The 24,160-nt window shown below is 69.4% G+C and carries 24 protein-coding genes and 1 riboswitch; of the genes, 11 read left to right on the forward strand and 13 right to left on the reverse strand.

What is annotated here, in order from left to right; translation table 11 throughout:
* Window positions 1–6: 6 nt before the first annotated feature.
* Window positions 7–1,344, reverse strand: coding sequence for an MATE family efflux transporter (locus ACIHEJ_RS28720; RefSeq protein ID WP_400139800.1), 1,338 nt, complete (start codon window positions 1,342–1,344; stop codon window positions 7–9).
* Between the two features lie 481 nt (window positions 1,345–1,825).
* On the opposite strand from ACIHEJ_RS28720, the gene dnaB reads away from it, so the two are divergent.
* Both dnaB and ACIHEJ_RS28730 read left to right on the forward strand, forming a co-directional pair.
* On the forward strand, window positions 1,826–3,304 hold the full coding sequence (gene dnaB / locus ACIHEJ_RS28725) for a replicative DNA helicase (RefSeq protein ID WP_400139803.1): 1,479 nt from the start codon (window positions 1,826–1,828) through the stop codon (window positions 3,302–3,304).
* An 82-nt stretch (window positions 3,305–3,386) separates the two neighbouring features.
* Complete coding sequence (locus ACIHEJ_RS28730) at window positions 3,387–4,778, forward strand: serine hydrolase domain-containing protein (protein WP_400139805.1); 1,392 nt, start codon at window positions 3,387–3,389, stop codon at window positions 4,776–4,778.
* Between the two features lie 89 nt (window positions 4,779–4,867).
* Here the strand turns inward: ACIHEJ_RS28730 and ACIHEJ_RS28735 are convergent, their stop codons facing one another.
* Together ACIHEJ_RS28735 and ACIHEJ_RS28740 are read right to left on the reverse strand one after the other, a co-directional pair.
* Complete coding sequence (locus ACIHEJ_RS28735) at window positions 4,868–5,320, reverse strand: GNAT family N-acetyltransferase (RefSeq protein ID WP_400139807.1); 453 nt, start codon at window positions 5,318–5,320, stop codon at window positions 4,868–4,870.
* 9 nt (window positions 5,321–5,329) lie between these two features.
* A complete protein-coding gene (locus tag ACIHEJ_RS28740) occupies window positions 5,330–5,788 on the reverse strand; it encodes a MarR family winged helix-turn-helix transcriptional regulator (RefSeq protein ID WP_400139809.1) in 459 nt (152 codons plus the stop codon).
* A gap of 143 nt (window positions 5,789–5,931) precedes the next feature.
* On the opposite strand from ACIHEJ_RS28740, the gene ACIHEJ_RS28745 reads away from it, so the two are divergent.
* Window positions 5,932–7,140, forward strand: coding sequence for an MFS transporter (locus ACIHEJ_RS28745; RefSeq protein ID WP_400139811.1), 1,209 nt, complete (start codon window positions 5,932–5,934; stop codon window positions 7,138–7,140).
* 92 nt (window positions 7,141–7,232) lie between these two features.
* Window positions 7,233–7,652 (forward strand): heme-binding protein, encoded by a 420-nt coding sequence (locus tag ACIHEJ_RS28750; protein ID WP_400139813.1) that lies wholly within the window; start codon window positions 7,233–7,235, stop codon window positions 7,650–7,652.
* A 72-nt stretch (window positions 7,653–7,724) separates the two neighbouring features.
* Here ACIHEJ_RS28750 and ACIHEJ_RS28755 read toward each other — a convergent pair whose 3' ends face one another.
* Window positions 7,725–8,591, reverse strand: coding sequence for a GNAT family N-acetyltransferase (locus ACIHEJ_RS28755; protein ID WP_400139815.1), 867 nt, complete (start codon window positions 8,589–8,591; stop codon window positions 7,725–7,727).
* 146 nt (window positions 8,592–8,737) lie between these two features.
* On the opposite strand from ACIHEJ_RS28755, the gene ACIHEJ_RS28760 reads away from it, so the two are divergent.
* The gene (locus tag ACIHEJ_RS28760) at window positions 8,738–9,370 is read left to right on the forward strand and encodes an HAD family hydrolase (protein ID WP_400139817.1); all 633 of its coding nucleotides are present in this window, start codon (window positions 8,738–8,740) and stop codon (window positions 9,368–9,370) included.
* Here ACIHEJ_RS28760 and ACIHEJ_RS28765 read toward each other — a convergent pair.
* From ACIHEJ_RS28765 to ACIHEJ_RS28785, 5 genes are all read right to left on the reverse strand, one after another.
* Window positions 9,367–9,849 (reverse strand): NUDIX domain-containing protein, encoded by a 483-nt coding sequence (locus ACIHEJ_RS28765; RefSeq protein ID WP_400139818.1) that lies wholly within the window; start codon window positions 9,847–9,849, stop codon window positions 9,367–9,369. The two genes, ACIHEJ_RS28760 and ACIHEJ_RS28765, sit on opposite strands and share 4 nt — an antisense overlap.
* Window positions 9,850–9,937: 88 nt before the next feature.
* Window positions 9,938–10,843: a LysR family transcriptional regulator gene (locus tag ACIHEJ_RS28770; protein ID WP_400139819.1), complete on the reverse strand. Its 906-nt coding sequence runs from the start codon at window positions 10,841–10,843 to the stop codon at window positions 9,938–9,940.
* 205 nt (window positions 10,844–11,048) lie between these two features.
* On the reverse strand, window positions 11,049–12,197 hold the full coding sequence (locus ACIHEJ_RS28775) for a cystathionine gamma-lyase (RefSeq protein WP_400139821.1): 1,149 nt from the start codon (window positions 12,195–12,197) through the stop codon (window positions 11,049–11,051).
* Entirely contained in the window at window positions 12,194–12,685 is a 492-nt protein-coding gene (locus ACIHEJ_RS28780) for a low molecular weight protein-tyrosine-phosphatase (RefSeq protein WP_400139823.1), read from the reverse strand. Before ACIHEJ_RS28780 ends, ACIHEJ_RS28775 begins: the two co-directional genes overlap by 4 nt.
* A gap of 7 nt (window positions 12,686–12,692) precedes the next feature.
* A complete protein-coding gene (locus ACIHEJ_RS28785; protein WP_400139824.1) occupies window positions 12,693–13,070 on the reverse strand; it encodes a phage holin family protein in 378 nt (125 codons plus the stop codon).
* 59 nt (window positions 13,071–13,129) lie between these two features.
* On the opposite strand from ACIHEJ_RS28785, the gene ACIHEJ_RS28790 reads away from it, so the two are divergent.
* From ACIHEJ_RS28790 to ACIHEJ_RS28805, 4 genes are all read left to right on the forward strand, one after another.
* Window positions 13,130–13,447: a cupin domain-containing protein gene (locus ACIHEJ_RS28790; protein ID WP_023548672.1), complete on the forward strand. Its 318-nt coding sequence runs from the start codon at window positions 13,130–13,132 to the stop codon at window positions 13,445–13,447.
* 134 nt (window positions 13,448–13,581) lie between these two features.
* Window positions 13,582–13,794 carry a DUF5326 family protein gene (locus tag ACIHEJ_RS28795; protein WP_400139827.1) on the forward strand — a complete coding sequence of 71 codons (213 nt, stop codon included), beginning with the start codon at window positions 13,582–13,584 and terminating at the stop codon, window positions 13,792–13,794.
* Window positions 13,795–13,989: 195 nt separating this feature from the next.
* Window positions 13,990–14,904 carry an IclR family transcriptional regulator gene (locus tag ACIHEJ_RS28800; RefSeq protein ID WP_400139829.1) on the forward strand — a complete coding sequence of 305 codons (915 nt, stop codon included), beginning with the start codon at window positions 13,990–13,992 and terminating at the stop codon, window positions 14,902–14,904.
* Window positions 14,905–15,003: 99 nt separating this feature from the next.
* Complete coding sequence (locus tag ACIHEJ_RS28805) at window positions 15,004–15,441, forward strand: SsgA family sporulation/cell division regulator (RefSeq protein ID WP_400139830.1); 438 nt, start codon at window positions 15,004–15,006, stop codon at window positions 15,439–15,441.
* 96 nt (window positions 15,442–15,537) lie between these two features.
* On the opposite strand, the gene ACIHEJ_RS28810 is transcribed toward ACIHEJ_RS28805, so the two are convergent.
* Window positions 15,538–16,950 carry a YibE/F family protein gene (locus ACIHEJ_RS28810; protein WP_400139964.1) on the reverse strand — a complete coding sequence of 471 codons (1,413 nt, stop codon included), beginning with the start codon at window positions 16,948–16,950 and terminating at the stop codon, window positions 15,538–15,540.
* A gap of 81 nt (window positions 16,951–17,031) precedes the next feature.
* Window positions 17,032–17,209: riboswitch (TPP riboswitch) on the forward strand.
* On the opposite strand from ACIHEJ_RS28810, the gene thiC reads away from it, so the two are divergent.
* Window positions 17,202–18,986, forward strand: coding sequence for a phosphomethylpyrimidine synthase ThiC (gene thiC / locus ACIHEJ_RS28815; protein ID WP_400139832.1), 1,785 nt, complete (start codon window positions 17,202–17,204; stop codon window positions 18,984–18,986). Its footprint overlaps the riboswitch before it by 8 nt.
* 123 nt (window positions 18,987–19,109) lie before the next feature.
* Here the strand turns inward: thiC and ACIHEJ_RS28820 are convergent, their stop codons facing one another.
* The 3 genes from ACIHEJ_RS28820 to ACIHEJ_RS28830 form a co-directional block, all read right to left on the reverse strand.
* Complete coding sequence (locus ACIHEJ_RS28820; protein ID WP_400139834.1) at window positions 19,110–19,973, reverse strand: hypothetical protein; 864 nt, start codon at window positions 19,971–19,973, stop codon at window positions 19,110–19,112.
* Between the two features lie 181 nt (window positions 19,974–20,154).
* Window positions 20,155–21,234, reverse strand: coding sequence for a metallophosphoesterase (locus ACIHEJ_RS28825; RefSeq protein ID WP_400139836.1), 1,080 nt, complete (start codon window positions 21,232–21,234; stop codon window positions 20,155–20,157).
* Window positions 21,235–21,527: 293 nt separating this feature from the next.
* Entirely contained in the window at window positions 21,528–22,640 is a 1,113-nt protein-coding gene (locus ACIHEJ_RS28830; protein WP_400139838.1) for a LacI family DNA-binding transcriptional regulator, read from the reverse strand.
* A 440-nt stretch (window positions 22,641–23,080) separates the two neighbouring features.
* Here ACIHEJ_RS28830 and hisC point away from each other — a divergent pair, with 440 nt between their 5' ends.
* Window positions 23,081–24,160 (forward strand): histidinol-phosphate transaminase, encoded by a 1,080-nt coding sequence (hisC, locus tag ACIHEJ_RS28835; protein WP_400139840.1) that lies wholly within the window; start codon window positions 23,081–23,083, stop codon window positions 24,158–24,160.

Consider the following 24,160-nt stretch of genomic DNA (forward strand, 5'->3'; position numbering starts at 1 on the left):
GTGCTTTCAGCGAGTCGCGCCCGTCACGATCCACCTGCCGGAGCGTGCGCGCAGCCACAGGGTCAGCAAGCGGACGGCCATCATCAGCGTCATGGCTGCCCACAGCGCGGTGAGACCGCCACCGATGGCGGGGACCAGCAGGGCGACGGGGGCGAAGACTCCCAGGGTGAGCAGCATCGCCCGGGCGAGGTACGGCCCGTCACCGGCACCCATCAGAACACCGTCCAGGACGAAGACCACACCGCAGATCGGCTGTGACAGCGCCACCATCAGCAGCGCCGGCAACGCTGTGTCCTTGACCACGGAGTCGCTCGTGAAGAGCGGGAGGAAGAGTGGCCGGGCGGCGACCACGAGCACACCAAGCACGACTCCGGTCGCAATGCCCCACTGCACCATCCGCCGACAGGCCTCGCGGGCGCCTTCGGCATCGTCCGCCCCGAGGTAGCGGCCGATGATCGCCTGCCCGGCGATCGCGATGGCGTCGAGAGCGAAGGCCAGCAGGCTCCACAGGGACAGGATGATCTGATGGGCCGCGATGTCGGCATCACCGAGACGTGCCGCTACCGCTGTGGCGATCATGAGGATCGACCGCAGCGAGAGGGTGCGGACCAGCAGCGGGACGCCGGCCTGGGCCGAGGCGCGGATCCCGGCGGCGTCCGGTCGCAGGGATGCCCCGTGCCGCCGCGCCCCGCGGACGACCGCGGTCAGATAGACGGCGGCCATGCCGCACTGCGCGATCACCGTGCCCCACGCGGATCCGGCGATGCCGAGCCCGGCACCGTAGACGAGCGCGCCGTTGAGCCCGGCATTGGCGACGAAGCCCGCGACTGCGACGTAGAGCGGGGTTCTGGTGTCCTGCAGTCCACGCAGCACTCCGGTGGCGGCCAGGACGATGAGCATGGCCGGAATCCCCAGCGCGGAGATCCGCAGATACGTCGTGGCGTAGGGAGCCGCTGTCGTGGAGGCGCCGAAGAGGTCGACGATGCCGGGGGCGAGGGGCAGGACGACGGCGACGACGGCCATGCCGAGCAGCAGCGCCAGCCAAATGCCGTCCATGCCCTGCCGGATGGCGGCCTGGAGATCACCGGCGCCGACGCGACGGGCCACTGCGGCGGTGGTGGCGTAGGCGAGGAAGACGAAGACGCTCACGGCCGTTGTGAGGAGGGCCGAGGCGACGCCGAGGCCGGCGAGCTGAGCCGTGCCGAGGTGGCCGACGATCGCACTGTCCGCCATGACGAAGAGAGGCTCGGCGACGAGGGCGCCGAAGGCTGGAACGGCCAGGGTGACGATCTCTCGGTCGTGCCGCCGTCCGGTGGCCTTGGGTATCGCGGGAGCCTGTGTCATGCGCACCAATCTAATCGTCCACAGGTAAGCGATGCAACTAGGTACTGACCCTTACTCCCTCTCGGGAGTCCCCTCCTTTCGCGTACCGTTCGAAGCGATCTTGGCCCGACTGGGGAAGTTTTTCTTCTGCACAGCCGGTGGATCCCAAAGGTCCAGCTCAGAGGCTTGTTCGGGAAGGGAAGGAGGGCTTGTTCACAGGGCTGTCCACCGGGTCGTGCACAGGTTTCGGTGAGTTCTCCACAGCATCCGGGCCGTCGTCCACATGGCCTGTGGATAACCAGATTGGCTGACGGTGCCGAGGGGCCTACCGTTGTCCGGCGCCCGCTCCTTCCCCCGGCCCGGGAGACGTCTTTCCCGCGGTCCCGGAACCGTCATAAATCCGACGGGCCAGAACCGGAGTTGGGCCTCTTATTTGTCAGTGTCGTGCCGTACAACAGAGGGCACGGCGAGGTCCGCCGCGCGGACGGGAGGAGGTGGCTCGGTGAGCATTTCCGAGCCCTTGGACGATCCGTGGGCCGATGCCGGACCCAGCGATCGTCTGCCCGCCTCCCGTCGACGCGGGGACGGCGGCCGGGGTCGTGACGAGCAGCACGACCGGGGCCGGGAGAGCGCCACCTGGGACGGCGGCGGTTCCTCCTTCGAACGGGTGCCGCCGCAGGACCTGGACGCCGAGCAGTCGGTGCTGGGCGGCATGCTGCTGTCCAAGGACGCCATCGCCGACGTCGTGGAGATCCTCAAGGGCCACGACTTCTACAAGCCCGCGCACGAGACGATCTACCAGGCGATCCTGGACGTCTACGCCAAGGGTGAGCCGGCCGACCCGATCACCATCGCCGCTGAGCTCACCAAGCGCGGCGAGATCAACAAGGTCGGCGGCGCCGCGTATCTGCACAGCCTCGTTCAGACCGTTCCGACGGCGGCCAACGCCGAGTACTACGCGGAGATCGTCCACGAGCGGGCCGTACTGCGCCGCCTGGTCGAGGCCGGCACGCGCATCACGCAGATGGGATACGCGGCCGACGGTGATGTGGACGAGATCGTCAACAGCGCCCAGGCCGAGATCTACGCCGTCACCGAGCAGCGCACCAGCGAGGACTATCTCCCGCTCGGCGACATCATGGAGGGCGCGCTCGACGAGATCGAGGCGATCGGCTCGCGCAGTGGCGAGATGACGGGTGTGCCCACGGGCTTCACGGACTTCGACTCCCTCACCAACGGCCTGCACCCGGGTCAGATGATCGTCATCGCCGCTCGTCCCGCCATGGGTAAGTCGACACTCGCGCTGGACTTCGCCCGCGCGGCCTCGATCAAGAACAACCTGCCGAGTGTGATCTTCTCGCTCGAGATGGGCCGCAACGAGATCGCGATGCGTCTGCTGTCCGCCGAGGCCAGGGTCGCCCTGCACCACATGCGGTCGGGCACGATGACCGACGAGGACTGGACGAGGCTCGCCCGCCGTATGCCGGACGTTTCGGCCGCACCGCTGTACATCGACGACTCCCCGAACCTGTCGATGATGGAGATCCGCGCCAAGTGCCGGCGCCTGAAGCAGCGCAACGACCTCAAGCTGGTCGTCATCGACTACCTCCAGCTGATGCAGTCCGGGGGTTCCAAGCGCGCCGAGAGCCGTCAGCAGGAGGTCTCGGACATGTCCCGTAACCTCAAGCTGCTCGCCAAGGAGCTGGAGATCCCGGTCATCGCGCTCTCCCAGCTCAACCGTGGCCCCGAGCAGCGCACCGACAAGAAGCCGATGGTCTCCGACCTTCGTGAGTCCGGCTCCATCGAGCAGGACGCCGACATGGTCATCCTGCTGCACCGCGAGGACGCCTACGAGAAGGAGTCCCCGCGCGCGGGTGAGGCCGACCTGATCGTGGCCAAGCACCGAAACGGCCCGACGGCCACGATCACCGTCGCCTTCCAGGGCCACTACTCCCGTTTCGTGGACATGGCCCAGACCTGATCCGAGGCCTGCTCGGCAGGGGGGTCTCGCGCCGGTGGAGAATGAACTCGACGTGCGCCGTCACAGCAGGTGAACTGGGCCCATGACGTCATCTCAGCAAGAGCTGCTTCCCGCAACGCGCCGTGCCCTGTTGCACCGGATCGCCGTCGCGCAGGCCGAAGGCCGGGCGCCCTCGCTGGTCGCCTCCGTGGTGCGGGGCGGCCGGGCCGTGTGGCACGGGGCGCGGACGTCCGTGGACGGGCACGGACCGGACGAGACCGTGCAGTACCGGATCGGCTCCATCACCAAGACCTTCACCGCCGTCCTGGTGATGCGGCTGCGTGACGAGGGACTGCTCGACCTCGGTGACCCGTTGGAGAAGCATCTGCCGGGCACCGGCGCGGGGGAGGCGACGATCGCCGAACTGCTCGCACACACCGCCGGGTTGGCGGCCGAGTCGCCCGCGCCGTGGTGGGAGCGGACCCCGGGCACCCTCCGCCCGGAGCTGAGTGATGTGCTCGGTGAGCAGCCCCTGCTGCACCCCGTCGGCCGCCGCCACCATTACTCCAACCCCGGATACACGGTGCTCGGTGCGCTGGTGGAGGAGCTGCGTGGTGCTGCCTGGGAGGAGGTCCTGCGCAGCGAGATCCTCGAGCCGCTCGGTCTGCACCGTACGAGTGCACAGCCGCAGGATCCGCATGCCGGAGGATGGGCGGTGCACCCGTGGGCGGACGCGCTGCTGCCGGAGCCGTCGGAGGACCTGGGCAGGATGGCGCCGGCCGGTCAGCTCTGGTCGACCACGGGGGACCTGGCACGGTTCGCCGCATTCCTGGCCGCGGGTGACGACCGGGTGCTGAGTGCGGAATCGGTACGCGAGATGCGTACGCCGGCGGCGCCCACCGAGGCGGCGGACGTGCTGGACGGGGCCACCTACGGCCTCGGTCTGCAGATCCAGCGCCGTGACGGCCGTCTGCTGGTCGGGCACTCCGGTTCACTGCCGGGCTTTCTGGCGAACCTCACCATCAGCGTGGAGGACGACGTCGCGGCGGTGGTACTCGCCAACTGCACCAGTGGACCGCTGCTGGGTGCGGTGGGGGCCGACCTGGTCCGGATCGTCGCCGAGGCGGAACCCCGGATCCCCGAGCCCTGGCGGCCGCTGCGCGAGGTCGACCCGGTGGTCCTGGAAGTGGCGGGGCAGTGGTACTGGGGCACGCACGCCTTCGGCCTGCGCATGACGGCCGACGGCCTTCTCGCGCTGGGGCCGCTGACCGGAGGGGGGCGCCGTGCCCGCTTCCGGTCGAACGGCGACGGCACCTGGACGGGACTGGAGGGGTACTACGCGGGAGAGCTGCTGCGGCCCGTGCGACGCTCGGACGGGTCCGTGAGCCATCTCGATCTCGGTTCGTTCGTGTTCACACGGCAGCCGTACGACACCGAAGCTCCCGTGCCCGGAGGAGTGGACCCGGAGGGATGGCGGGGGATCGGTCAGCTCTGAGCCGCTGAGGACGACGCCCTGTTTCACGTGAAACAGGGCGTGTTGTCATGCCGGGGCCGCCGTTTTGAGCGGCGGCCGCCACGGACCGCTCAGAGCTTCAGCTTGAATCCGACGTGGGAGGCGCTGAAGCCCAGCCGCTCGTAGAAGCGGTGTGCGTCGGTTCGGGACTTGTCGGAGGTCAGCTGCACCATCTGGCAGTCCAGCTTCCGGGAGGTGTCGACGGCCCATTCGATGAGCCTGCTGCCCAGACCGCTGCCCCGTTCGTCCGCGTGGATACGCACCCCCTCGATGAGGGCACGGGTCGTCCCCCGGTGGGAGAGGCCAGGAATGATCGTGAGCTGGAGGGTGCCGATCACGCGTCCTTCGCGGACGGCGACGACGAGATGCTGGTTCGGGTCCGCGACCAGGCGCTCGAGGGCCGCCCGGTACGGGGTCAGATCATCGGGGGACTCGCGCCGGGCGCCCAGTGGATCGTCGGCAAGCATGGCGACGATCGCCGGAAGGTCCTCGGCGACCGCATCCCTTATTTCAAGATCTCCCATGGCCGCACCCTATGCGGGCACGTTCAGAGACTCCACGACACGTACCAGCGGCGCCAGTTCCGGAATCCGGGAGGCCTCGTCCAGAGCTTCCCGGAGAGCGGCGTCATTGCTCGGTCGGGCCTCCTCCAGCAGCCGTAGGCCCGCCTCGGTGACGTTGGTGTAGATGCCGCGCCGGTCGGTGGGGCAGAGGTAGCGCTCCAGCAGGCCTCGGTCCTCCAGTCGGGTCACCAGGCGCGTGGTGGCGCTCTGGCTGAGCACGACCGCGTCGGCGACCTGCTTCATCTGCAGATGTCCGCCCTCGCCGTCGTGCTGCCGACTGAGCACGTCGAGCAGGGAGTACTCGCGCACGCTGAGATCGTGCTTCGCCTGCAGGGCGCGCTCGATGTGCGCCTCGATCCTCCCGTGCAGCGCAGAGAGGGCGCACCAACCCTGCGCGAGGGCGGTGAGCGCGGGGTCTGTCGCTGTCATTGGCGTTTTCCTCCGTCCCGGAGCGGCTGCATCCAGGGTAGAGCACTTCTGAAATAGTCGGCGTTTGCACTTAGCCCGCGTCTGCAACTATTGTGGACGCACGCAAAGCGCTCCTGCAATCGTTTGGGAAGGTGTACCCCTCCATGCCTCTCGCGCTTCTGGCCCTCGCGATCGGGGCCTTCGGAATCGGAACGACCGAGTTCGTGATCATGGGGCTGCTGCCCGAGGTCGCGGGCGACTTCGGGGTCTCCATCCCCACGGCCGGCCTGCTGGTGACCGGCTACGCACTCGGCGTGGTCATCGGGGCCCCACTCATGACCGTGCTCGGCACCAAGGTCCCGCGCAAGCGCATGCTCATGCTGCTCATGGGCCTCTTCATCGCCGGGAACCTGCTCTCCGCGGTGGCGCCCGGGTTCGGGATCATGCTGATCGGCCGCGTGGTCGCCTCCCTCGCCCACGGCGCATTCTTCGGCATCGGCTCGGTCGTTGCCGCAGAACTGGTGGCGCCCCAGAAGAAGGCCGGCGCCATCGCCATGATGTTCACCGGTCTCACCGTCGCCAACGTGGTCGGTGTCCCCATGGGGACGCTCATCGGCCAGCACGTCGGCTGGCGTGTCACCTTCGGCATCGTCGCCGCACTCGGGCTGGTCGGTCTCGTCGGCATCGCCAAGCTGGTGCCCGAGCTCCCGCGACCCGAGGGAGTGCACCTGCGGCACGAGCTGGCCGCCTTCAAGAACACCCAGGTTCTGCTCGCCATGGCGATGACCGTCCTCGGGTTCGGCGGGGTCTTCGCGGCCATCACCTACATCGCGCCGATGATGACCCACATCACCGGCTTCGCCGACGGCTCGGTGACCTGGCTGCTGGTCCTGTTCGGCCTCGGCATGGTCGGCGGCAACCTCGTCGGCGGCAAGTTCGCCGACCGGGCCCTGATGCCGATGCTGTACGTCTCCCTCGGCGCCCTGGCTCTCGTCCTGGCCCTCTTCACACTCACCGCGCACAACAAGATCGCGGCGGCCGTGACCATCACCCTGATCGGCGCGCTGGGCTTCGCCACCGTGCCGCCGCTGCAGAAGCGCGTCCTCGACCAGGCGCACGGCGCCCCGACGCTCGCCTCTGCCGTGAACATCGGCGCCTTCAACCTGGGTAACGCGCTGTCCGCCTGGCTCGGCGGCCTGGTCATCGCTGCCGGCTTCGGCTACACGTCCCCCAACTGGGTCGGTGCCGTCCTCGCCGCGGCCGCACTCGTCCTCGCCGTCCTCTCGGCGGCCCTGGAGCGCCGCGACCACGCGGACCACACCGCGATCGCAGCCAGGACGCCCGCCGAGCAGCGGACGCCCGTCCACCACTGAGCAGTCCGGCTCACCACACCCGACCGACAAACCCGTTCCGAGTTCCGCCCCGGTACGGCCGGCACCCATCCAGCACCCGAGGAGAAAGATCCATGAGCAAGACCACCGTCGCCCCGCTCACCATCGAGGACGCCGAGCTGCTCGTCGCCACGGCCCGCCGGGCGGCAGAGGACGCCGGAGTCACCGTCAGCGTCACCGTCCTCGACGCGGGGGGCCATCTGCTCGCCTTCCGCCGGGACGACCGGGCCGTGCTGATCTCCGGCGAGACCAGCAACCGCAAGGCCTACACGGCGCTCCAGCTGAACGCACCCACCGCGGACCTGGTCGACGCCGTCCAGCCGGGCGGCCTCTTCCACACGCTGCCCACGGCTCTCGACCGGCCGTTGCTGTTCATCGCGGGCGGTGTGCCCGTCCATCGGGAGGGCCGACTGATCGGTGCCATCGGGGTCGGCGGCGGCGCCCCGGAGCAGGACCACGGCTTCGCCACCACGGCCGTGCAGGCACTCGTCTGATCCACGGGACGTACACGGAAACGCAGGCCCCGCCTCGCACCGAGGCGGGGCCTGCGTGTGTCGTACGGCCGCTCAGCCCGCCGCCACCGTCAGCGGCGCGAACCGTCGCGTCCAGTCCCCCGGGAGATCCGTGATGCCGTAGGTCATCACCGCGTTGAACGCCACGGATGCCAGCCCCTGGGCCTTCGCCCATGCCAGCAGCTCCTCGTGGCGCACGTCGATGTCGGTGCGCAGCGGACGGTCCGTGCGGGCCGCGAGGGAGGCGATGAGAGCCTTGGCGGTCTCCGTGTCCCGGGCGATCAGAGGGCCGACGACATGGGTGTCCATATTGGGCCACGCGGCCGTGTAGCCGATGATCCGGCCGTTCTCCTCGGCCACCCGCAGCTGATCGGCGAACGCGGGCAGCCGGGTGATCAGAGACGTGCGGTCGGTGCCGAAGACCTCCTCGTCGAGGCGCAGGATCGCGGGAAGGTCCTCCGCGGTGGCGGGGCGCGTGCTCACCTCGGGTTCCGGCCCGGCGAGAACGAAGCGGCCACGCAGCATCTCTGCCCGGCCCGTCACCTTGAACCCCAGCTCTTCGTACAGCGGACGGCCGTTGGGCGTGGCGTGCAGCGTCAGCGGGGTGGTCCCCATGGTCGACACGACGTGCCGCATCACGCGGCGCCCGACACCCTGGCGGGCATGGCGTTCGGCCACCAGGACCATGCCGATCGCACCGAGATCCGGCTGCCCCCACGCGCCGTACTCCGTGACGACGCAGGCGGCGACCAGACCGCCCTGAGGGTCGTCGATGCCGTAGCCCTGTCCGGCCGTGAGGAGGAAGCCCCACTTGTGTTCTTCGCGTGGCCACCCCCGATCCTCGGACAAGTCGGCGCAGGCAGCGAGATCGCGCTGTGTCAGACGGCGGATGGGCAGAGCGGCGAGGGAAGGAGTCGGCACGCAGGTCAGGCTGTCCGAAGCGGGCCCCCGGCGTCCACCCGTTTCGGGGTCAACGCACGTGCTTTTGGCCATGTCGTAGCCGTCCGCACAGCCTGCGGACAGTGGGTGTTTCACGTGAAACGTCGGCCTCCGATTAGCCTCGGCCCATGGCGAGACTGCATCTCTTCGACCTCGACGGCACTTTGCTGCACGGCAGCACGGCTCCGGTGGAAATCTCCCGGCAGTTGGGACTGGAGGCCGAGACCGTGGCGCTGGACCGGGCGATCGCGGAGGGAAAGATAGGTCCGCCGGAGTATGCGGCTCAGGTGCATGCTCTGTGGGCCGATCTGACCGAGGCACACGTGAGGGCCGCATTCGAGGCGGCTCCCTGGCTGGCCAGGATCCGTGAGGTCTGGGCTGAGATCAGAGGCACGGGTGACTACTGCGCGGTGGTGTCGCTCTCGCCGTCCTTCTTCGTGGAACGGCTGCTCGACTGGGGTGCGCATGCGGCCCATGGATCGCGTTTCCCGGCCGTGCCGTTCACCGAGCCCGTCGATCCGTCCGGGGTGCTCAGCGCTGCGGCCAAGGTGGTCATCGCCGACCGGCTCTGTGCGGAGTTCGGGGTGGCCCGGGCGGACTGCGTCGCGTACGGCGACTCGTCGTCGGACAAGGAGCTGTTTGCTGTCGTACCGGTTTCCGTTGCGGTCAACGCGGACGACCACCTGGCCGGACTCGCGACGCACTCCTACAGCGGACGGGACCTGTGGCATGCCTACGCACTGGTAGGCACGGGCCGCTAGCCGAGGTCCGGGGCGTGCATGGCGCGCACGCCCTCGATATTGCCGTCCAGGTAGTGCCGCAGTGACAGCGGGACGAGGTGGACGGAGGCGATGCCGACGCGGGTGAACGGGACTCGGACGATCTCGTACTCACCGGCCGGCTCGTCCACTTCCGGGCCGTGCCGCAGGGACGGGTCCATGGATTCCAGTCGGCAGACGAAGAAGTGCTGCACTTTCACGCCGGTCGCGCCGCCGTCCTCGCCGATGTGTTCCACGGTGTCGACGAAGCAGGGAACCACATCGGTGACCTTTGCGCCGAGCTCCTCGTACACCTCTCGGTGCAGGGCGTCCACGACGGTCGAGTCCCCGGGTTCGACCCCGCCACCGGGAGTGACCCAGTAGGGATCGACACCGGGCTTGGTGCGCTTGATCAGGATCAGGTCGTCACCGTCCAGGAGAACGGCACGGGCGGTGCGCTTGACCACGGGTCGGACGGTCATGGGAGAAATGTGGCCCCGCTGGTTCCACGTGAAACATCACACAGCGACATGACACGACCGCCAGGCGTACACCGCCCGGGCCGGGGCTTCAGCACCAGGCCCCGGCCGCCCGCTGCAGCCACTCGTGGGCGCGCGCTATATGGGGCATGGCCAGGCTTCCGGTGCGGACCACGAGGAAGTAGGTACGCAGCGGCGGCACCGCCGGATCGTGCAGGGTGACGATCGCGCCCCGGTCGAGGGCCGGTGCACACAGATAGCGGGGCAGCACCGCCAGTCCGGCGCCCGCGCTCGCACACGCGAGCACCGCTCGTAGATCGGGGACGATGACCGTGCCCGACGTGGCCGGGCGGGAGTCGAAGACGGAGGCCCAGTAGCGCGAGACGAAGGGCAGCGACTCGTGCACCTCGACGACGGGCAGATTCTCCAGGGCGGGCGCCCCCTTCAGACGCAACGCGTCGGCACCGATCTTTTCGGCCCAGCGGGGAGCGGCGACCAGCACATGTTCCTCGTCGCAGAGCGGGGTCGCGGTGAGCAGGGCGCCACGCGGGCGAGCCGTGCTGATGGCCAGATCGTGGTGTCCGGCGGCCAGTCCCTCCAGAGCCTCCTCAGCGGTGCCGAAGGAGGCGCGCAGCGCGAAGCCCTGACCCTCTTCGCCGGTCAGGTCCGTGAGCGCGGGCAGGGCACGTTCGGCGGTGAACTCCGGCGGACCGGCCAGATGGAGGGTTCGGGGCGACGACTCGTCGTCGAGCCCGCTCTCGGAGATCTCCACCAGGGCGTCGAGATGCGGTGCGGCTTTGTGCGCGAGTTCGTCGCCGATGGTTGTCGGGGTCACCCCGCGGGCCTGACGCAGGAAGAGCGGTCTGCCCAGCTGGCGTTCCAGCGTGCGGATCTGTGAGGTGACGGTGGGCTGGGAGAGACCCAGCAGGGCGGCGGCGCGGGTGAAGGAGCCGGCCCGGTGCACGGTGACGAAGGTGCGCAGCAAGGCCAGGTCCATGGCATCCCTCCCCTATCCCTGCCCTCCTCCGGCCCTCAGGCAGGCACCAACTATAAATAAGTCGATAGGTCTCTGTCGCTACCGTGATTGGACACTGACAGAGAGTCAACTAGCCTTGGTGGCGCGGTTCTTCGGGCGGAACCGAAGACGGTCCGAGCCACGAGGGGGGAGGCTCGGACCGTCGGCCACCGCGCTGAGAGCGTGCTCAGTCGGCGGACTCGTCCAGCGCGCGCAGGATGTCCGCCACCAGGTCCTCGGGGTCCTCGGCGCCGACGGACATGCGGATGAAGCCCTCCGGGACCGCGTCCCCGCCCCAGCGACGGCGGCGCTCGGCCGTCGAGCGGACCCCACCGAAGCTGGTCGCGTCCTCCACCAGGTGCAGCGCCTCGAGGAAACGCTCGGCACGCGCGCGCGTGGGCAGCGTGAAGGAGACGACACAGCCGTACCGGCGCATCTGCTGCGTGGCGATCTTGTGTGAAGGGTCGTCGGACAGCCCCGGGTAGCGTAGATCCGACACCTCGGGACGCTGCCGCAGGGCCTCGGCGACCGCGAGCGCGGTGGCGTTCTGCCGGTCGACGCGCAGCTGGAGCGTGGCGATGGACCGGTGCGCGAGCCAGGCCTCCATGGGTCCGGAGATCGCCCCGACGATCTTGCGCCAGCGGCGCACGGCGGCCATCGCCTCGGCGTCACGCCCGGCCACGTAGCCGAGCAGGACGTCACCGTGCCCGGTGAGCTGCTTGGTGCCGCTGGCCACGGAGAAGTCGGCGCCCAGCTCCAGCGGGCGCTGCCCGAGCGGGGTGGCGAGAGTGTTGTCGACGGCCACCAGGGCCCCCTGGGCGTGTGCCGCCTCGGCCAGCCGCCGGATGTCGCACACGTCGAGGCCGGGGTTCGACGGGGACTCGATCCACAGCAGCCGCGCGCCGTCCAGGACCTCCAGCTGGGCGTCCCCGCCGGTCGGCGCGGTGCGCACCTCGATGCCGTACGCCTCCAGCTGGGCGCGGACCAGCGGCAGCACCTGGTAGCCGTCGGACGGCAGCACGACCGCGTCTCCGGCGCGCAGCTGCGAGAACAGCACCGAGGAGATCGCGGCCATGCCGGAGGCGAACACCAGCGTCTCCACGTCGTCCCGGCCGGGCGCCTCGAGCTCGCCGATGGCCCGCTCCAGCAGCGTCCAGGTCGGGTTGTCATCACGGCCGTAGGAGTACGGGCCCGTCACCTCGCCCGGCAGGTGGAAGTGCGCGGCGAACACCGGTCCGGGGAGGGTCGGCTCGTGCTTGACCGGCTCGGGCAGTCCGGCCCGCACCGCGCGCGTGCCTTCGCCGGTGCGGTCCTCGTCCTCGGTGGCGTCGCTCATGCGGCCCGTCCCTCCAGATGTTCGCGTACAGCGGCGAGCAGACCGATGCTCGCCGCCTCCACCATCTCAAGACACTCCTCGAAGCCGTCCCGGCGTCCGTAGTACGGATCCGGTACCTCGAGGTCGTCGCCGGCGGCGGGGTCGTAGGAGCGCAGCAGACGGATCTTGCGCGCGTCCTCCTCGGTGGGCGCGAGACGGCGCAGGGCCTTGAGGTGGCCGGTGTCGAGGGCGACCACGAGGTCGAGGCGGGCGAACCATGACGGCTGGAACAGGCGCGCGACGTGTGCGGTGCCGTAGCCGTGCGCGTCCAGGACCGAGACGGTGCGCGGGTCGGCGGCCTCCCCTTCGTGCCAGTCGCCGGTGCCGGCGCTGTCGACCTCGACCAGCTCATCGAGCCCTGCCTCCGCCACGCGCGTGCGGAAGACGGACTCGGCCATCGGGGAGCGGCAGATGTTCCCTGTGCACACGAAGCAGACGCGGTACGTCATGGCCCGCTCAGTCCTCGTCGGGCAGGACGATGTGCAGCGCCCAGGAGACGACGGAGACGATCAGACCGCCCAGGACGGCCGTCCAGAAGCCCTCCACGTGGAAGCTCAGATCGAGCTTGCCGCACACCCAGGAGGTCAACAGCATCATCAGCGCGTTCACCACCAGGGTGATCAGCCCCAGCGTCAGGATGAACAGCGGGAAGGTGAGCACCTTCAAGATCGGCTTGACCAGCCAGTTCACCAGGCCGAAGATCAACGCGACGACGATGAGAGTGCCGGCCTTCTTGGCCGTGCTGTCACCGGTCAGGGTGATTTTGTCGAGCAGCCAGACGGCGACCGCCAAGGCGCCCGCGTTGGCGATCGTCTTGACTACGAAATTCTTCATGTGTCTGATCGTGGCAGACCGGAGGACGTGTGGGCAGTGAGGCGAGGGCGGCAACGACGATGAAGGCATTCCGGCTGGACGAACTGGAGGCGGAGCGCGCCGCCAACGAGGGTGCGTACCTGCAGTTCCTGCGGGAAAGGAACATGTCGGTCGGCCTGTACGCCCTCAACGCGGGCGAGCACGACCCGCAGAAGCCGCACAACCAGGACGAGGTGTACTTCGTCGTCAGCGGTCGCGCGTCGATCACGGTCGGTCTGGAGACGACCGAGGTGGCGCGGGGCAGTGTCGTGTACGTGCCGGCCGGAGTCGCGCACAAGTTCCACCACATCAGCGAGGACCTGAGGGTCCTCGTGGTCTTCTCTCCGCCCGAGGCGTGAGTCCGGCCCCCGCGATTCCCTAGGGGACGGGTCAGGGGAGGACAAGGGACGCGAGGCCCCCGCGGACCCCCTGCGCGGCTCTAGCATCGAGTGCAGAACATCAACGGTGCACAAGAACGCAAAGGACGAGGGCGATGCGAGAGATCTTCGCGGGACTTCCGTGGTGGGTGAAGTGGGTCGCGGTGCCGGTCATCGCCCTGGTCGTCTTCGGCGGGCTGATAGCGGCCGTGCTCCAGGTCGTGATCGGCCTGCTGTTCAAGGCGCTGGTCTTCGTCGCCCTGGTCGGCGGACTGATCTACATCGTGCGCAAATTCATGTCGAACTCCTCCTCCCGCAGCGACTGGTGAGGGCGCAGGGCCGGTGACACCGAGGGATCACCGGTTCCCTCGGGGGAGGGAAGTTTCCCCGTGAGGCGGTCTGCCGGCGGTGGGGGGCCGTTAGAGTCCGGAACCCCCGCGGGGCCGAGCCCCGTGGGTGGCGCAGACACCCCTCCGTGCTCTTCCTCCGCACGGGCTGCCCCCCTCGCGCTTCGGGAGTGACCCTTGGCCACGCTTGACACCGCTCCGGCAGGACCCCACGCACCCCTCACCCCACCGCACCCCTGTGCGTCCCCCGTCCAGCGACCGCCCACCGTGGCCGTCCCCGGACAGCCGCACGGCGTTGATCTCCCCGAACCACCGCACCCCCCACAAACCGCCGGTCCGCCGGTCACCGCGACGCTCATCGGCTCCGTCCAGCGCGCCATGCGCCTGCTGGAGACCGTCGCCGACCACGCGTACGGCGCCCCGGCCAAGCAGCTCGCCCGCGAGACCGGCCTCGCCCTTCCCACCACCTACCACCTGCTCCGCACCCTGGTGCACGAGGGCTATCTGCGCCGTGAGAAGGGACTGTTCTTCCTCGGCGACGCCGCCGAGCGGCTGGCCCACAGCGGAGCGCGGCAGAAACGTCGCACCATGGTGGCCGACACGCTCGCGCAATGGCGCGATTCGATCGGTGTCCCGGTGTACTACGCCCTGTACCGCGACGGTGAGATCGAGGTCATGTGCGTCTCCGATTCCCGGGAGGCACCCGCGGTGGAGGAGTGGGCCGACTTCCGCGAGACCGGCCACGCGCACGCCATCGGGCAGTGCCTGCTCTCCCAGTTGGAGGAGGAGGCCAGGCGCGACCATCTCGACCGCTATCCCGTCCAGGCCATCACTCCGTACACCGTCCGCGACAACGACGCCCTGCTGCGGCGGCTGGCCAGGACGCGGCGGATGGAACCGGTGGTGGAGCGTCAGGAGTACGCGCTCGGCACGGTCTGTGCCGCGGTGCCGATCACGGTGGGCACGACCGCGGCCACCATGGCCATCTCGCTCCCCGCCCACCAGGCCGACCGGCTGCAGTCCGCGGCCCAGCGGCTGCAGGCGGAGATCGGCCGCCACCTCGGGTCGCTGACGCTCTCTATCAGCATCTGAAAACTTACTCCTTGTGATCTGCCGTGTACTTTCAGCAAGATTTGACCAGGGTTAGAGGGTTCAAACCCGGCCAGTCGATGTCATATGACGGGGTAGGCGATGCGCGAGTCCGTACAGGCAGAAGTCATGATGAGCTTTCTCGTGTCGGAGGAGCTCTCCTTCCGCATTCCGGTGGAGTTGCGCTATGAGACCGGTGATCCCTATGCCGTGCGGCTCACCTTCCATCTGCCCGGTGATGCCCCGGTGACCTGGGCCTTCGGGCGCGAGTTGCTGATCGACGGGGTCGGCCGCCCGTGCGGGGAGGGAGATGTGCACATCGCCCCTGCCGATTCCGAGTTGCTGGGCGAGGTGCTGATCCGGCTTCAGGTCGGCGGTGACCATGCCCTGTTCCGTTCGTCGACGCCGCCGCTCGTCGCGTTCCTGGACCGCACGGACAAGCTGGTGCCCCTCGGTCAGGAGGGTGCGCTGGTCGACTTCGACGCTCATCTGGAGGAGGCCCTGGACCGCATCCTGGCCGAGGAACAGAGCGCCGGCTGAAGCGTTACGGCAGGGGTGGGTGACGCTCCGGAGTGCGGTGTGGAGCCGTGCAGGAACGCTTCTGCACCGACTCTGCGGGCGGCCGGCCCGCCGGGCTCAGCGCTTTCTGCGGCGGCCCCGGCCGCCCCGCGCCGGAATGGGCGGGGCCCCGGCGGCTGCAACGGCCTGCGGGCCGGACCGGTCGGCCGACACCACCAGTGCGGCGAGCAGCGTGGTGACCGGGACCGAGGCGACCAGGCCGATCGAACCCACCAGTGTGCGCACGATCTCCTCGGCCACCAGTTCGCTGTCGGCCACGGTTCCCACACTGCTCTGAGCGATCGAGAACAGCAGCAGCAACGGCAGCGCGGCACCGGCGTAGGCGAGGACGAGGGTGTTCACCACCGACGCGATGTGGTCGCGGCCGATGCGGATGCCCGCCCGGTACAGACCGCGCCAGCCCATCGTCGGATTGGCCTCGTGCAGCTCCCAGACGGCTGACGTCTGGGTCACGGTCACGTCGTCCAGGACGCCGAGCGAACCGATGATGACGCCGGCCAGCAGCAGACCGCTCATGTCGATCGACGGATACAGGCCGTGGATCAGCCCGGTGTTGTCGTCCGTGTTGCCGGTCAGCGCGGCCCAGCCGATGAACCGGGAGCCGAGCACGCCGATCAGAGACAGCGAGATCAGCGTGCCGAGCACCGCCACCGACGTACGGGCCGACAGGCCGTGGCACATGTACAACGCGATCAGCATGATGGCGCTCGATCCGACCACCGCCACGAGAAGCGGGTTCGAGCCCTGCAGGATCGCCGGCAGGATGAACAGGGTCAGCACCAGGAAGCTCACGGCCAGTGCCACGAGTGCCATGACACCGCGCATCCTGCCCACCACGACGACGGCGACCGCGAAGATCCCGGCGAGCAGCGCCATGGGGAACTTCCGGTTCACATCGGTCACCGCGTACTGGAGGTCCTTGGGCGCCGAGGGCTCGTAGGCGACCACGACCTTCTCACCCTGGTGCAACTGCCGGGACTGGTCGGGTTGCACGATCTCGGTGAACGTACGGCCCTGGTCCTTGCCGGTGTCGACCCGGACGGTCGCCTTCCTGCAGGTGCCGTCGGCCTGTTGCCCCGCCGAGGTGCCCTCGGCGGTGGAGGTGTCACCGGTCGAGGTGCCACCGGAGGCGTTCACCGACTTGCAGCTCACCTCCACCACCCTGGTCACCGTGGCCTGTTGTGTCTGCCGGTCGAAGCCGACGCCGGTGCGCTTGTGCGAGGGCGCTCCCCCGGGCCACAGCACCATCAGACCGGCCACCACCGCCACGGTGAACGGGACCAGGATTGCGGCGATCACCTTGCGCAGGTGCCGGGAGACGGGCGCTGCGGGCCCATGGCTGTGGCTGTGGCCGTGCGCATGCCCGTGCCCGGACGTCTGCGCGTGCCCGGACGTCTGCGCGTCGCTTTCGTCCCGCGCTGAGCCTTCCCGATGGCGCGGTTCGGGAGGCTGGTACGGGTACTGCTCCATCCTGGTCACCGCCAGATCATCGCAACAACGGCAGGGGGCCCACTGTTCACCGCGCCACACATGACGCTAGCGTGGAGGCACCTTTGCACACGCGGGAGCTCGGAGCACCGGGCTGAGAGGGCGCTGACCTCCGTAGAAGCGATGTTTCACGTGGAACCAGCGAGGGTCCACGCACAACATCGAACGACGGAAACCGCTGCGTCGACCGCCGAACCTGTTACCGGGTAATGCCGGCGTAGGGAGTAGGTCTGATGACCAACAAGGACGCACGCACGCCTGCCTCTGTTCAGGACGACACGTCCCAGGAGGCCGGGAAGTCCATCGGCTGGCACAAGGCGTATGTCGAGGGATCGCGCCCCGACCTGCGCGTGCCGGTCCGTCAGGTGCACCTCACCAACGGGCAGTCGGTCACGCTGTACGACACGTCGGGCCCGTACACCGATCCGCTCGTTGACACCGACGTCCGCAGGGGTCTGCCACCGCTGCGGGATAACTGGATCATCGCCCGTGGCGACACCGAGGAGTACGCGGGCCGTCCCGTCCGTCCCGAGGACGACGGGATCAAGCACACCTCGCCGCGCGGCGGCCTGCGGAATCTGGACGCGGTCTTCCCCGGACGGCCGCGCCAGCCGCGCCGGGGCCGTGACGGCCAGGCGGTGACGCAGCTCGCGTACGCCCGCCGAGGTGAGATCACGCCGGAGATGGAGTACGTGGCCGTCCGGGAGAACGTCTCTCCCGAGGTGGTCCGCGACGAGATCGCGGCGGGCCGGGCCGTACTGCCGGCCAACGTCAACCACCCGGAGATCGAGCCGATGATCATCGGCAAGCGGTTTCTGGTGAAGGTGAACGCCAACATCGGCAACTCCGCGGTGACCTCCTCCATCGAGGAGGAGGTCGAGAAGATGACCTGGGCGACCCGCTGGGGCGCCGACACGGTCATGGACCTCTCCACCGGCCGCAACATCCACACCACCCGTGAGTGGGTGCTGCGGAACTCCCCCGTCCCCATCGGCACGGTGCCGCTCTACCAGGCCCTGGAGAAGGTCGACGGCAAGGCCGAGGAACTGACCTGGGAGATCTACAAGGACACCGTCATCGAGCAGGCCGAGCAGGGCGTGGACTACATGACCGTCCATGCGGGCGTCCGGCTGCCGTACGTGCCGCTCACCGCCAACCGCAAGACCGGCATCGTCTCGCGCGGTGGCTCGATCATGGCCGCATGGTGCCTGGCGCACCACAAGGAATCGTTCCTGTACGAGAACTTCGAGGAGCTCTGCGAGATCCTCGCCGCCTATGACGTCACCTACTCGCTCGGTGACGGCCTCAGGCCCGGCTCGATCGCGGACGCCAACGACGAGGCTCAGTTCGCGGAGTTGAGGACGCTCGGGGAACTCAACCGCATCGCCAAGCGTTTCAACGTACAGACCATGATCGAGGGCCCGGGCCACGTCCCGATGCACAAGATCAAGGAGAACATCGACCTTCAGCAGGAGATCTGCGATGAGGCTCCGTTCTATACGCTCGGCCCGCTGACCACGGACATCGCGCCGGCGTACGACCACATCACCTCCGGCATCGGCGCGGCGATGATCGCCTGGTGGGGCACGGCGATGCTCTGCTACGTCACGCCCAAGGAGCACCTGGGCCTGCCCAACCGGGACGACGTCAAGACCGGCGTCATCACCTACAAGATCGCGGCGCACGCAGCCGACCTCGCCAAGGGACACCCGGGTGCCCAGGAGTGGGACGACGCACTGTCCGACGCCCGCTTCGAGTTCCGGTGGGAGGATCAGTTCAACCTCGCCCTCGACCCGGACACGGCACGCGAGTTCCACGACGAGACGCTCCCGGCGGAGCCCGCCAAGACGGCTCATTTCTGCTCCATGTGCGGTCCGAAGTTCTGCAGCATGAAGATCTCGCAGGACATCCGCCGCGAGCACGGTGGCAGCCGGTCCGACATCGAGGCGGGCATGGCCCAGAAGTCGAAGGAGTTCGCCGAGGCGGGGAACCGGGTCTACCTGCCGATCACGGACTGAGGTCCGGGCGTAAACGGTCCGCGTCTTCCAGTCGGCGCGACGGCACGACGGGAAGCGCGGGCCAGGTCGGCCGGTCGTGTGGCACGCCCGGCCGGGGCTCATGCCGCACCGGGGCACTAGCCGTCACTCGGGCTGGTGCTCCGGGCCGCCGAAGTCCGGGCTCGAGTAGTCCGGACTGGTGAAGCTCGGCCGGCCGGAGGCGGTGCCGTCGTCGGGGCTGCTGAAGCCGGGGCGGTCGTAGCCCAGGCGCGGCATGCGGCCGGTCGGGGCCGTCGGGGTCGTGCGGTGCAGGGCGGCGGGATCGGGCTCGGCGAGTGCCTCGCGGAGGAACGGCACGATGCCGCGCTCCAGCAGGGCGTCCCGCCAGGCGTCCCGGGCCCTTCTCAGCTCCTGGTGCGCCGCGTCCACCGACTGCGCCTGAGCCGAGCTGTTGTTGCGCAGCGCGGTGAGGAGCAGCCCGACGGCGGCGACGAGGATCGCCGCCGCGGTCACACCGCCGAACACCCAGCCGGCGGTGAGCATGGTCTGGGCGAAGGTCTGTCCGGGGGCCAGCATCTTCAGGATGTAGCCCACGAGCAGAAAGATCGCCGCCGCGGTGCCGGAGAGGACGGGAGCCAGGACGGCGATGACCGCGATGGCACCCGCGCCGGTGCTCTCGGCGGCCTCGCCGAGGGTGCCGGCGAGCCCCGCCATGGTGGAGCCGGGGTCGGACACAGGGGAGGTGTCGGTGGTCGACGGGGCGGCCATAGCCGGGTGGCGAAGTTCCTCACGGACCTTCACATAGTGCTGGTACTCGGCCGCCGCGGCCGCCGTGATCAGAGCGGAGGCGTTGAGTGCCATGGTGCGCAGTTGCTCGGGGTTGAGCCGCTGTCCGACAGCGGCCAGTTCCGGTCGGTGTGGTGCGGAGCGCAGCGCCTCATCGAGGACCCGCTCGAACTCCTGGCGGTCCTCGCTCTGCAGGTGCTGCGGAACGCTGTTCATGTGCATCCCCCGATGCTCCGTAGGGCTTGGGGCTCGCACGCCGGCGAGCCGTCGGGCAGAAACGGAGGGGAGCCTGCTACGGATAAGCCGATGGTAGAGCCGTGACGGCACGTGGTGACAGGGGAATGCCGGAAATTGCGTTCCGGCCTGCGTGTACTCCGCCGGGGGACGCCTGCCCCGGGAACGGTCAGTTATCCAGGGGAAGTTGCTGGACCAGCAGCTTTCCGGCCATGGTCACTCCGCCGTCCATGGCGATGGCGAGCCCGTCGGCGTAGACGTGGGGTCCGTCGACGACCGGGCCGGTGCCCTCCTCGTCGTCCTCGGAGCCGACCTCACCGAGCAGGTAGGGAATCGGGCTGTGACCGTGAACGATACGGGTGCCGCCGTACGTATCGAGGAGGGAGCGCACGGCGTCGGCACCGCCCTCGTCGCGGAAGGAGAAGCGCTTGGTGAACTTGCGGAACAGGTCCCAGCACTCGTCGGCGTCGTTACGGGTGAGGGTCTCGCGGACGGTGTCGTTGACCGCCTCGATGGAGTCGCCGTAGTCCAGGTAGGCCGTGGTGTCGGAGTGCACGAGCAGATAGCCGTCGACCTCCTCGATGGCGTCGAGGCGGGCCATCCACTGCAGATGGTGGTCCTGAAGGCGGTCCATGTCGGTCTTCTGGCCGCCGTTGAGCAGCCAGGCCGCCTGGAAGGTGGCGGTGCCCGCGCCCGAGTTGACGGGCGTGTCGCCGAACCGTTTCGCGCCGAGCAGCAGCAGCTCGTGGTTGCCCATGAGTGCCTTGCAGTAGCCGCCGGCTGCGGCGGCCTCGGCGGACAGCCGCATCACCAGGTCGATGACGCCGATGCCGTCGGGGCCGCGGTCGGTGAAGTCACCGAGGAACCACAGCCGGGTGGTGCCCGCGCACCACTGGCCTGAGGCGTCGATCAGCCCCTGCTCCTGCAGGGCGGCCATCAGTTCGTCGAGGTAGCCGTGGACGTCCCCGACGACGTACAGCGGGCCCGGCCCCGTCGAGGGCTGGGGGGCCGGCGCGGCGGCCGCCGGTTCGACGGGAGCCTGGATCGTGTCACCACGATGGATGACGGGCAGGTCGCGCTGGGTGGGCGTGTAGCCCTCGGGGTACGCCTCGGTGACGGGCGGGACCACGTCGCCCGGGTGGGCTTCGTGGACGTACGGACCGGTCTCGTGGACGTACGCGGGTACCCGGAAGTCGCGCAGCGTCGCCGTCCGCTCCACCTCGGGTCCCTGACCGGCCCCCTGAGTCATCAGACCCCTCCACCATCGCGCGGCATCTGCACCGCTTCGGACTGCCTGGTCGCAGCGGTCCACGGTGTCGTGGGCCCATCATAGGAATGCGCGTCGCGCCGTGTGATGACCCAGGGGTGGTGAATCGGAACAAGACTCCGGTTCGTCGCGGCTTTCGCCCCGTTTGGGCAGGTGTTCGGCCGACCGGCCGGGGCGACCGGGCCCCGCAGGAGCCGCCGGGCGCCTGTCGGCCGCGCCCCCTCCGCTTCGTCGGCAGGGGCGCGGGAGCGGGTGGGCGCTCCCGCACCCCTGCGTTACTTGTCGTCGGGTGTCCGCGGCGGGCTGACCGTCGTGCGCGGGGAACGCCGCTGCGAGGACGTGCGCACGATCAGCTCGGTCGGTATCACCTGTTCGACCGGCTGGTCCGACTCGACGCCCTCGATGGCGTCGATGAGCAGCTGGACGACGGCCGTGCCGATGCGGCGCGGCTTCAGGGAGAGCGTGGTGATGGGCGGCTCGGTGCTGGCGTACACCGTGGACTCGCTGCAGCACACCACCAACAGGTCGTCGGGGACGCGGAGCCCGTAGCGGCGGGCGGCGGCGAGCAGGTCGGTGCCATTGGGGTCGAACAGGCCGTAGACGGCGTCGGGCCGGTCGGGGCGGGCGAGCAGCCGGTCGGCGGCGACGGCGCCCGCGCACGGGTCGTGCGCGGGGTAGGCCTCGTAGACCGGGTCCTGGCCGACGCGCTCGCACCAGCGCAGGTAGGCCGTGGTCGACAGGTGGGTGTAGGTGTCCGTGGACGTGCCCGTGAGCAGGCCGATGCGGCGGGCGCCGGCGTCGGCGAGATGGTCGAGGATGCCGAGGACGGCGGCCTCGTGGTCGTTGTCGACCCAGGCGGTGACCGGGAGCGAGCCGGCCGGGCGGCCGTCGGAGACGACCGGGAGCCCTTGCCGGACGAGTTCGCTGACGACCGGGTCCTGGTCGGAGGGGTCGATGACGACCGTGCCGTCCAGGGCGACGTTGGACCACACGTCGTGGCGGGAGGTCGCGGGCAGGATGACCAGGGCGTAGCCGCGGGCGAGCGCGGCGGAGGTGGCGGCCCGTGCCATCTCGGCGAAGTACGCGAACTCCGTGAAGGTGAAAGGTTCATCCCCGTACGTGGTCACGGTCAGGCCGATCAGTCCCGACTTGCCGGTACGGAGGGTGCGGGCGGCGGCCGAGGGGCGGTACCCCAGCCGGTCGGCGACCTCTCGTACATGGCGCCGGGTGGCATCCGGGAGCCGGCCCTTGCCGTTGAGGGCGTCGGAGACGGTCGTGATGGATACTCCGGCGGCGGCGGCCACGTCTCTGATGCCCGCCCGGCCCGGCCGGCTGCCTCGCCGTGAGGTTTCCGCGCGGCTCACCTGGTGCTTCCCTGCTGCTGTCATGGCGAGCCGATAGTAGGGCTCATGCGGTGGGGTAGTGCGGACGCATATGCACGCCTTGACAGGCACGTTTCTGCATGGTCGGAAGGCGTCAACTGCCTTAGAAACGAAGCCAGTTGCTCGATTCCGCGGTACGACGTGTCTTGTCGACGCGCATGGGCCTGCCAACTGCCGGATGTCTCGAAGAGGTCTCAACTCACCTGCACGGGGGATGCGCGCCACGGCGCAAGCCACCGGCGCGTAGATATATGTACAGCGCGCCCCCCGAAACGTACGCCTTCGTACTGCGGTGCCCTTGTTGCCGGTGGCTGCGGTGGGGCTCCGGTCCGGTTCCGGTCTTGCTGTCGCGCACCTGTACGCAGCGGGGCCGAATCCTCATAAGGTGAGGAGTATTGGAAGCCGGCGGCGTCGACGGTCCGCCGGTGGTCGCGAGGAGGACTGCGGTGAGCGAGACAAGCCCCAAGCTGCGCGCCGAGCTGGAGGGTATCCCCACCTACAAGCCGGGCAAGCCCGCCGCGGCCGGCGGGCCCGTGGCCTACAAGCTGTCCTCCAACGAGAACCCGTATCCGCCGCTGCCCGGTGTCATGGAGAGCGTGACCGCGGCCGCCTGCAACTTCAACCGGTACCCCGACATGGCGTGCACCGGGCTGATGAACGAGCTGGCGGAACGCTTCGGCGTCCCGATCTCCCACCTGGCCACCGGCACCGGCTCGGTCGGTGTGGCCCAGCAGCTGATCCAGGCCACCAGCGGACCCGGCGACGAGGTCATGTACGCCTGGCGGTCCTTCGAGGCGTACCCGATCATCACCCAGATCAGCGGCGCCCGGTCGGTGCAGGTGCCGCTCACGCCGGGCGATGTGCACGACCTGGACGCGATGGCGGACGCGATCACCGACCGGACGCGTCTGATCTTCGTCTGCAACCCCAACAACCCGACCGGAACGGTGGTGCGGCGGGCCGAGCTGGAGCGGTTCCTCGACCGGGTGCCCGGCCATGTGCTGGTGGTGCTGGACGAGGCCTACCGGGAGTTCATCCGCGACTCCGAGGTGCCCGACGGTGTCGAGCTGTACCGGAACCGGCCGAACGTCTGCGTTCTGCGTACGTTCTCCAAGGCATACGGCCTAGCCGGGCTGCGCGTCGGGTTCGCGATCGCGCATGAGCCGGTCGCGGCGGCGCTGCGCAAGACGGCGGTGCCGTTCGGGGTGAGCCAGCTCGCGCAGGAGGCCGCTGTCGCCTCGCTGCGCGCGGAGGACGAGCTGCTGGGCCGGGTCGGCTCGCTGGTGTGCGAGCGCACGCGCGTGGTGGACGCGCTGCGGTCCCAGGGCTGGACGGTGCCCGAGACCCATGCCAACTTCGTGTGGCTGCGACTGGGGGAGCGTGCGGTCGCGTTCGCGCAGGCCTGTGAGGAGCACGGGGTCGTGATCCGTCCGTTCCCCGGCGAGGGTGTCCGGGTGACAGTCGGGGAGACCGAGGCGAACGACATCTTCCTGAAGGTGGCGGAGGCGTTCCACAAGGAGGTGTGA

It is taken from the genome of Streptomyces sp. NPDC052301 (assembly GCF_044593395.1).
Taxonomy (GTDB): Bacteria; Actinomycetota; Actinomycetes; order Streptomycetales; family Streptomycetaceae; genus Streptomyces.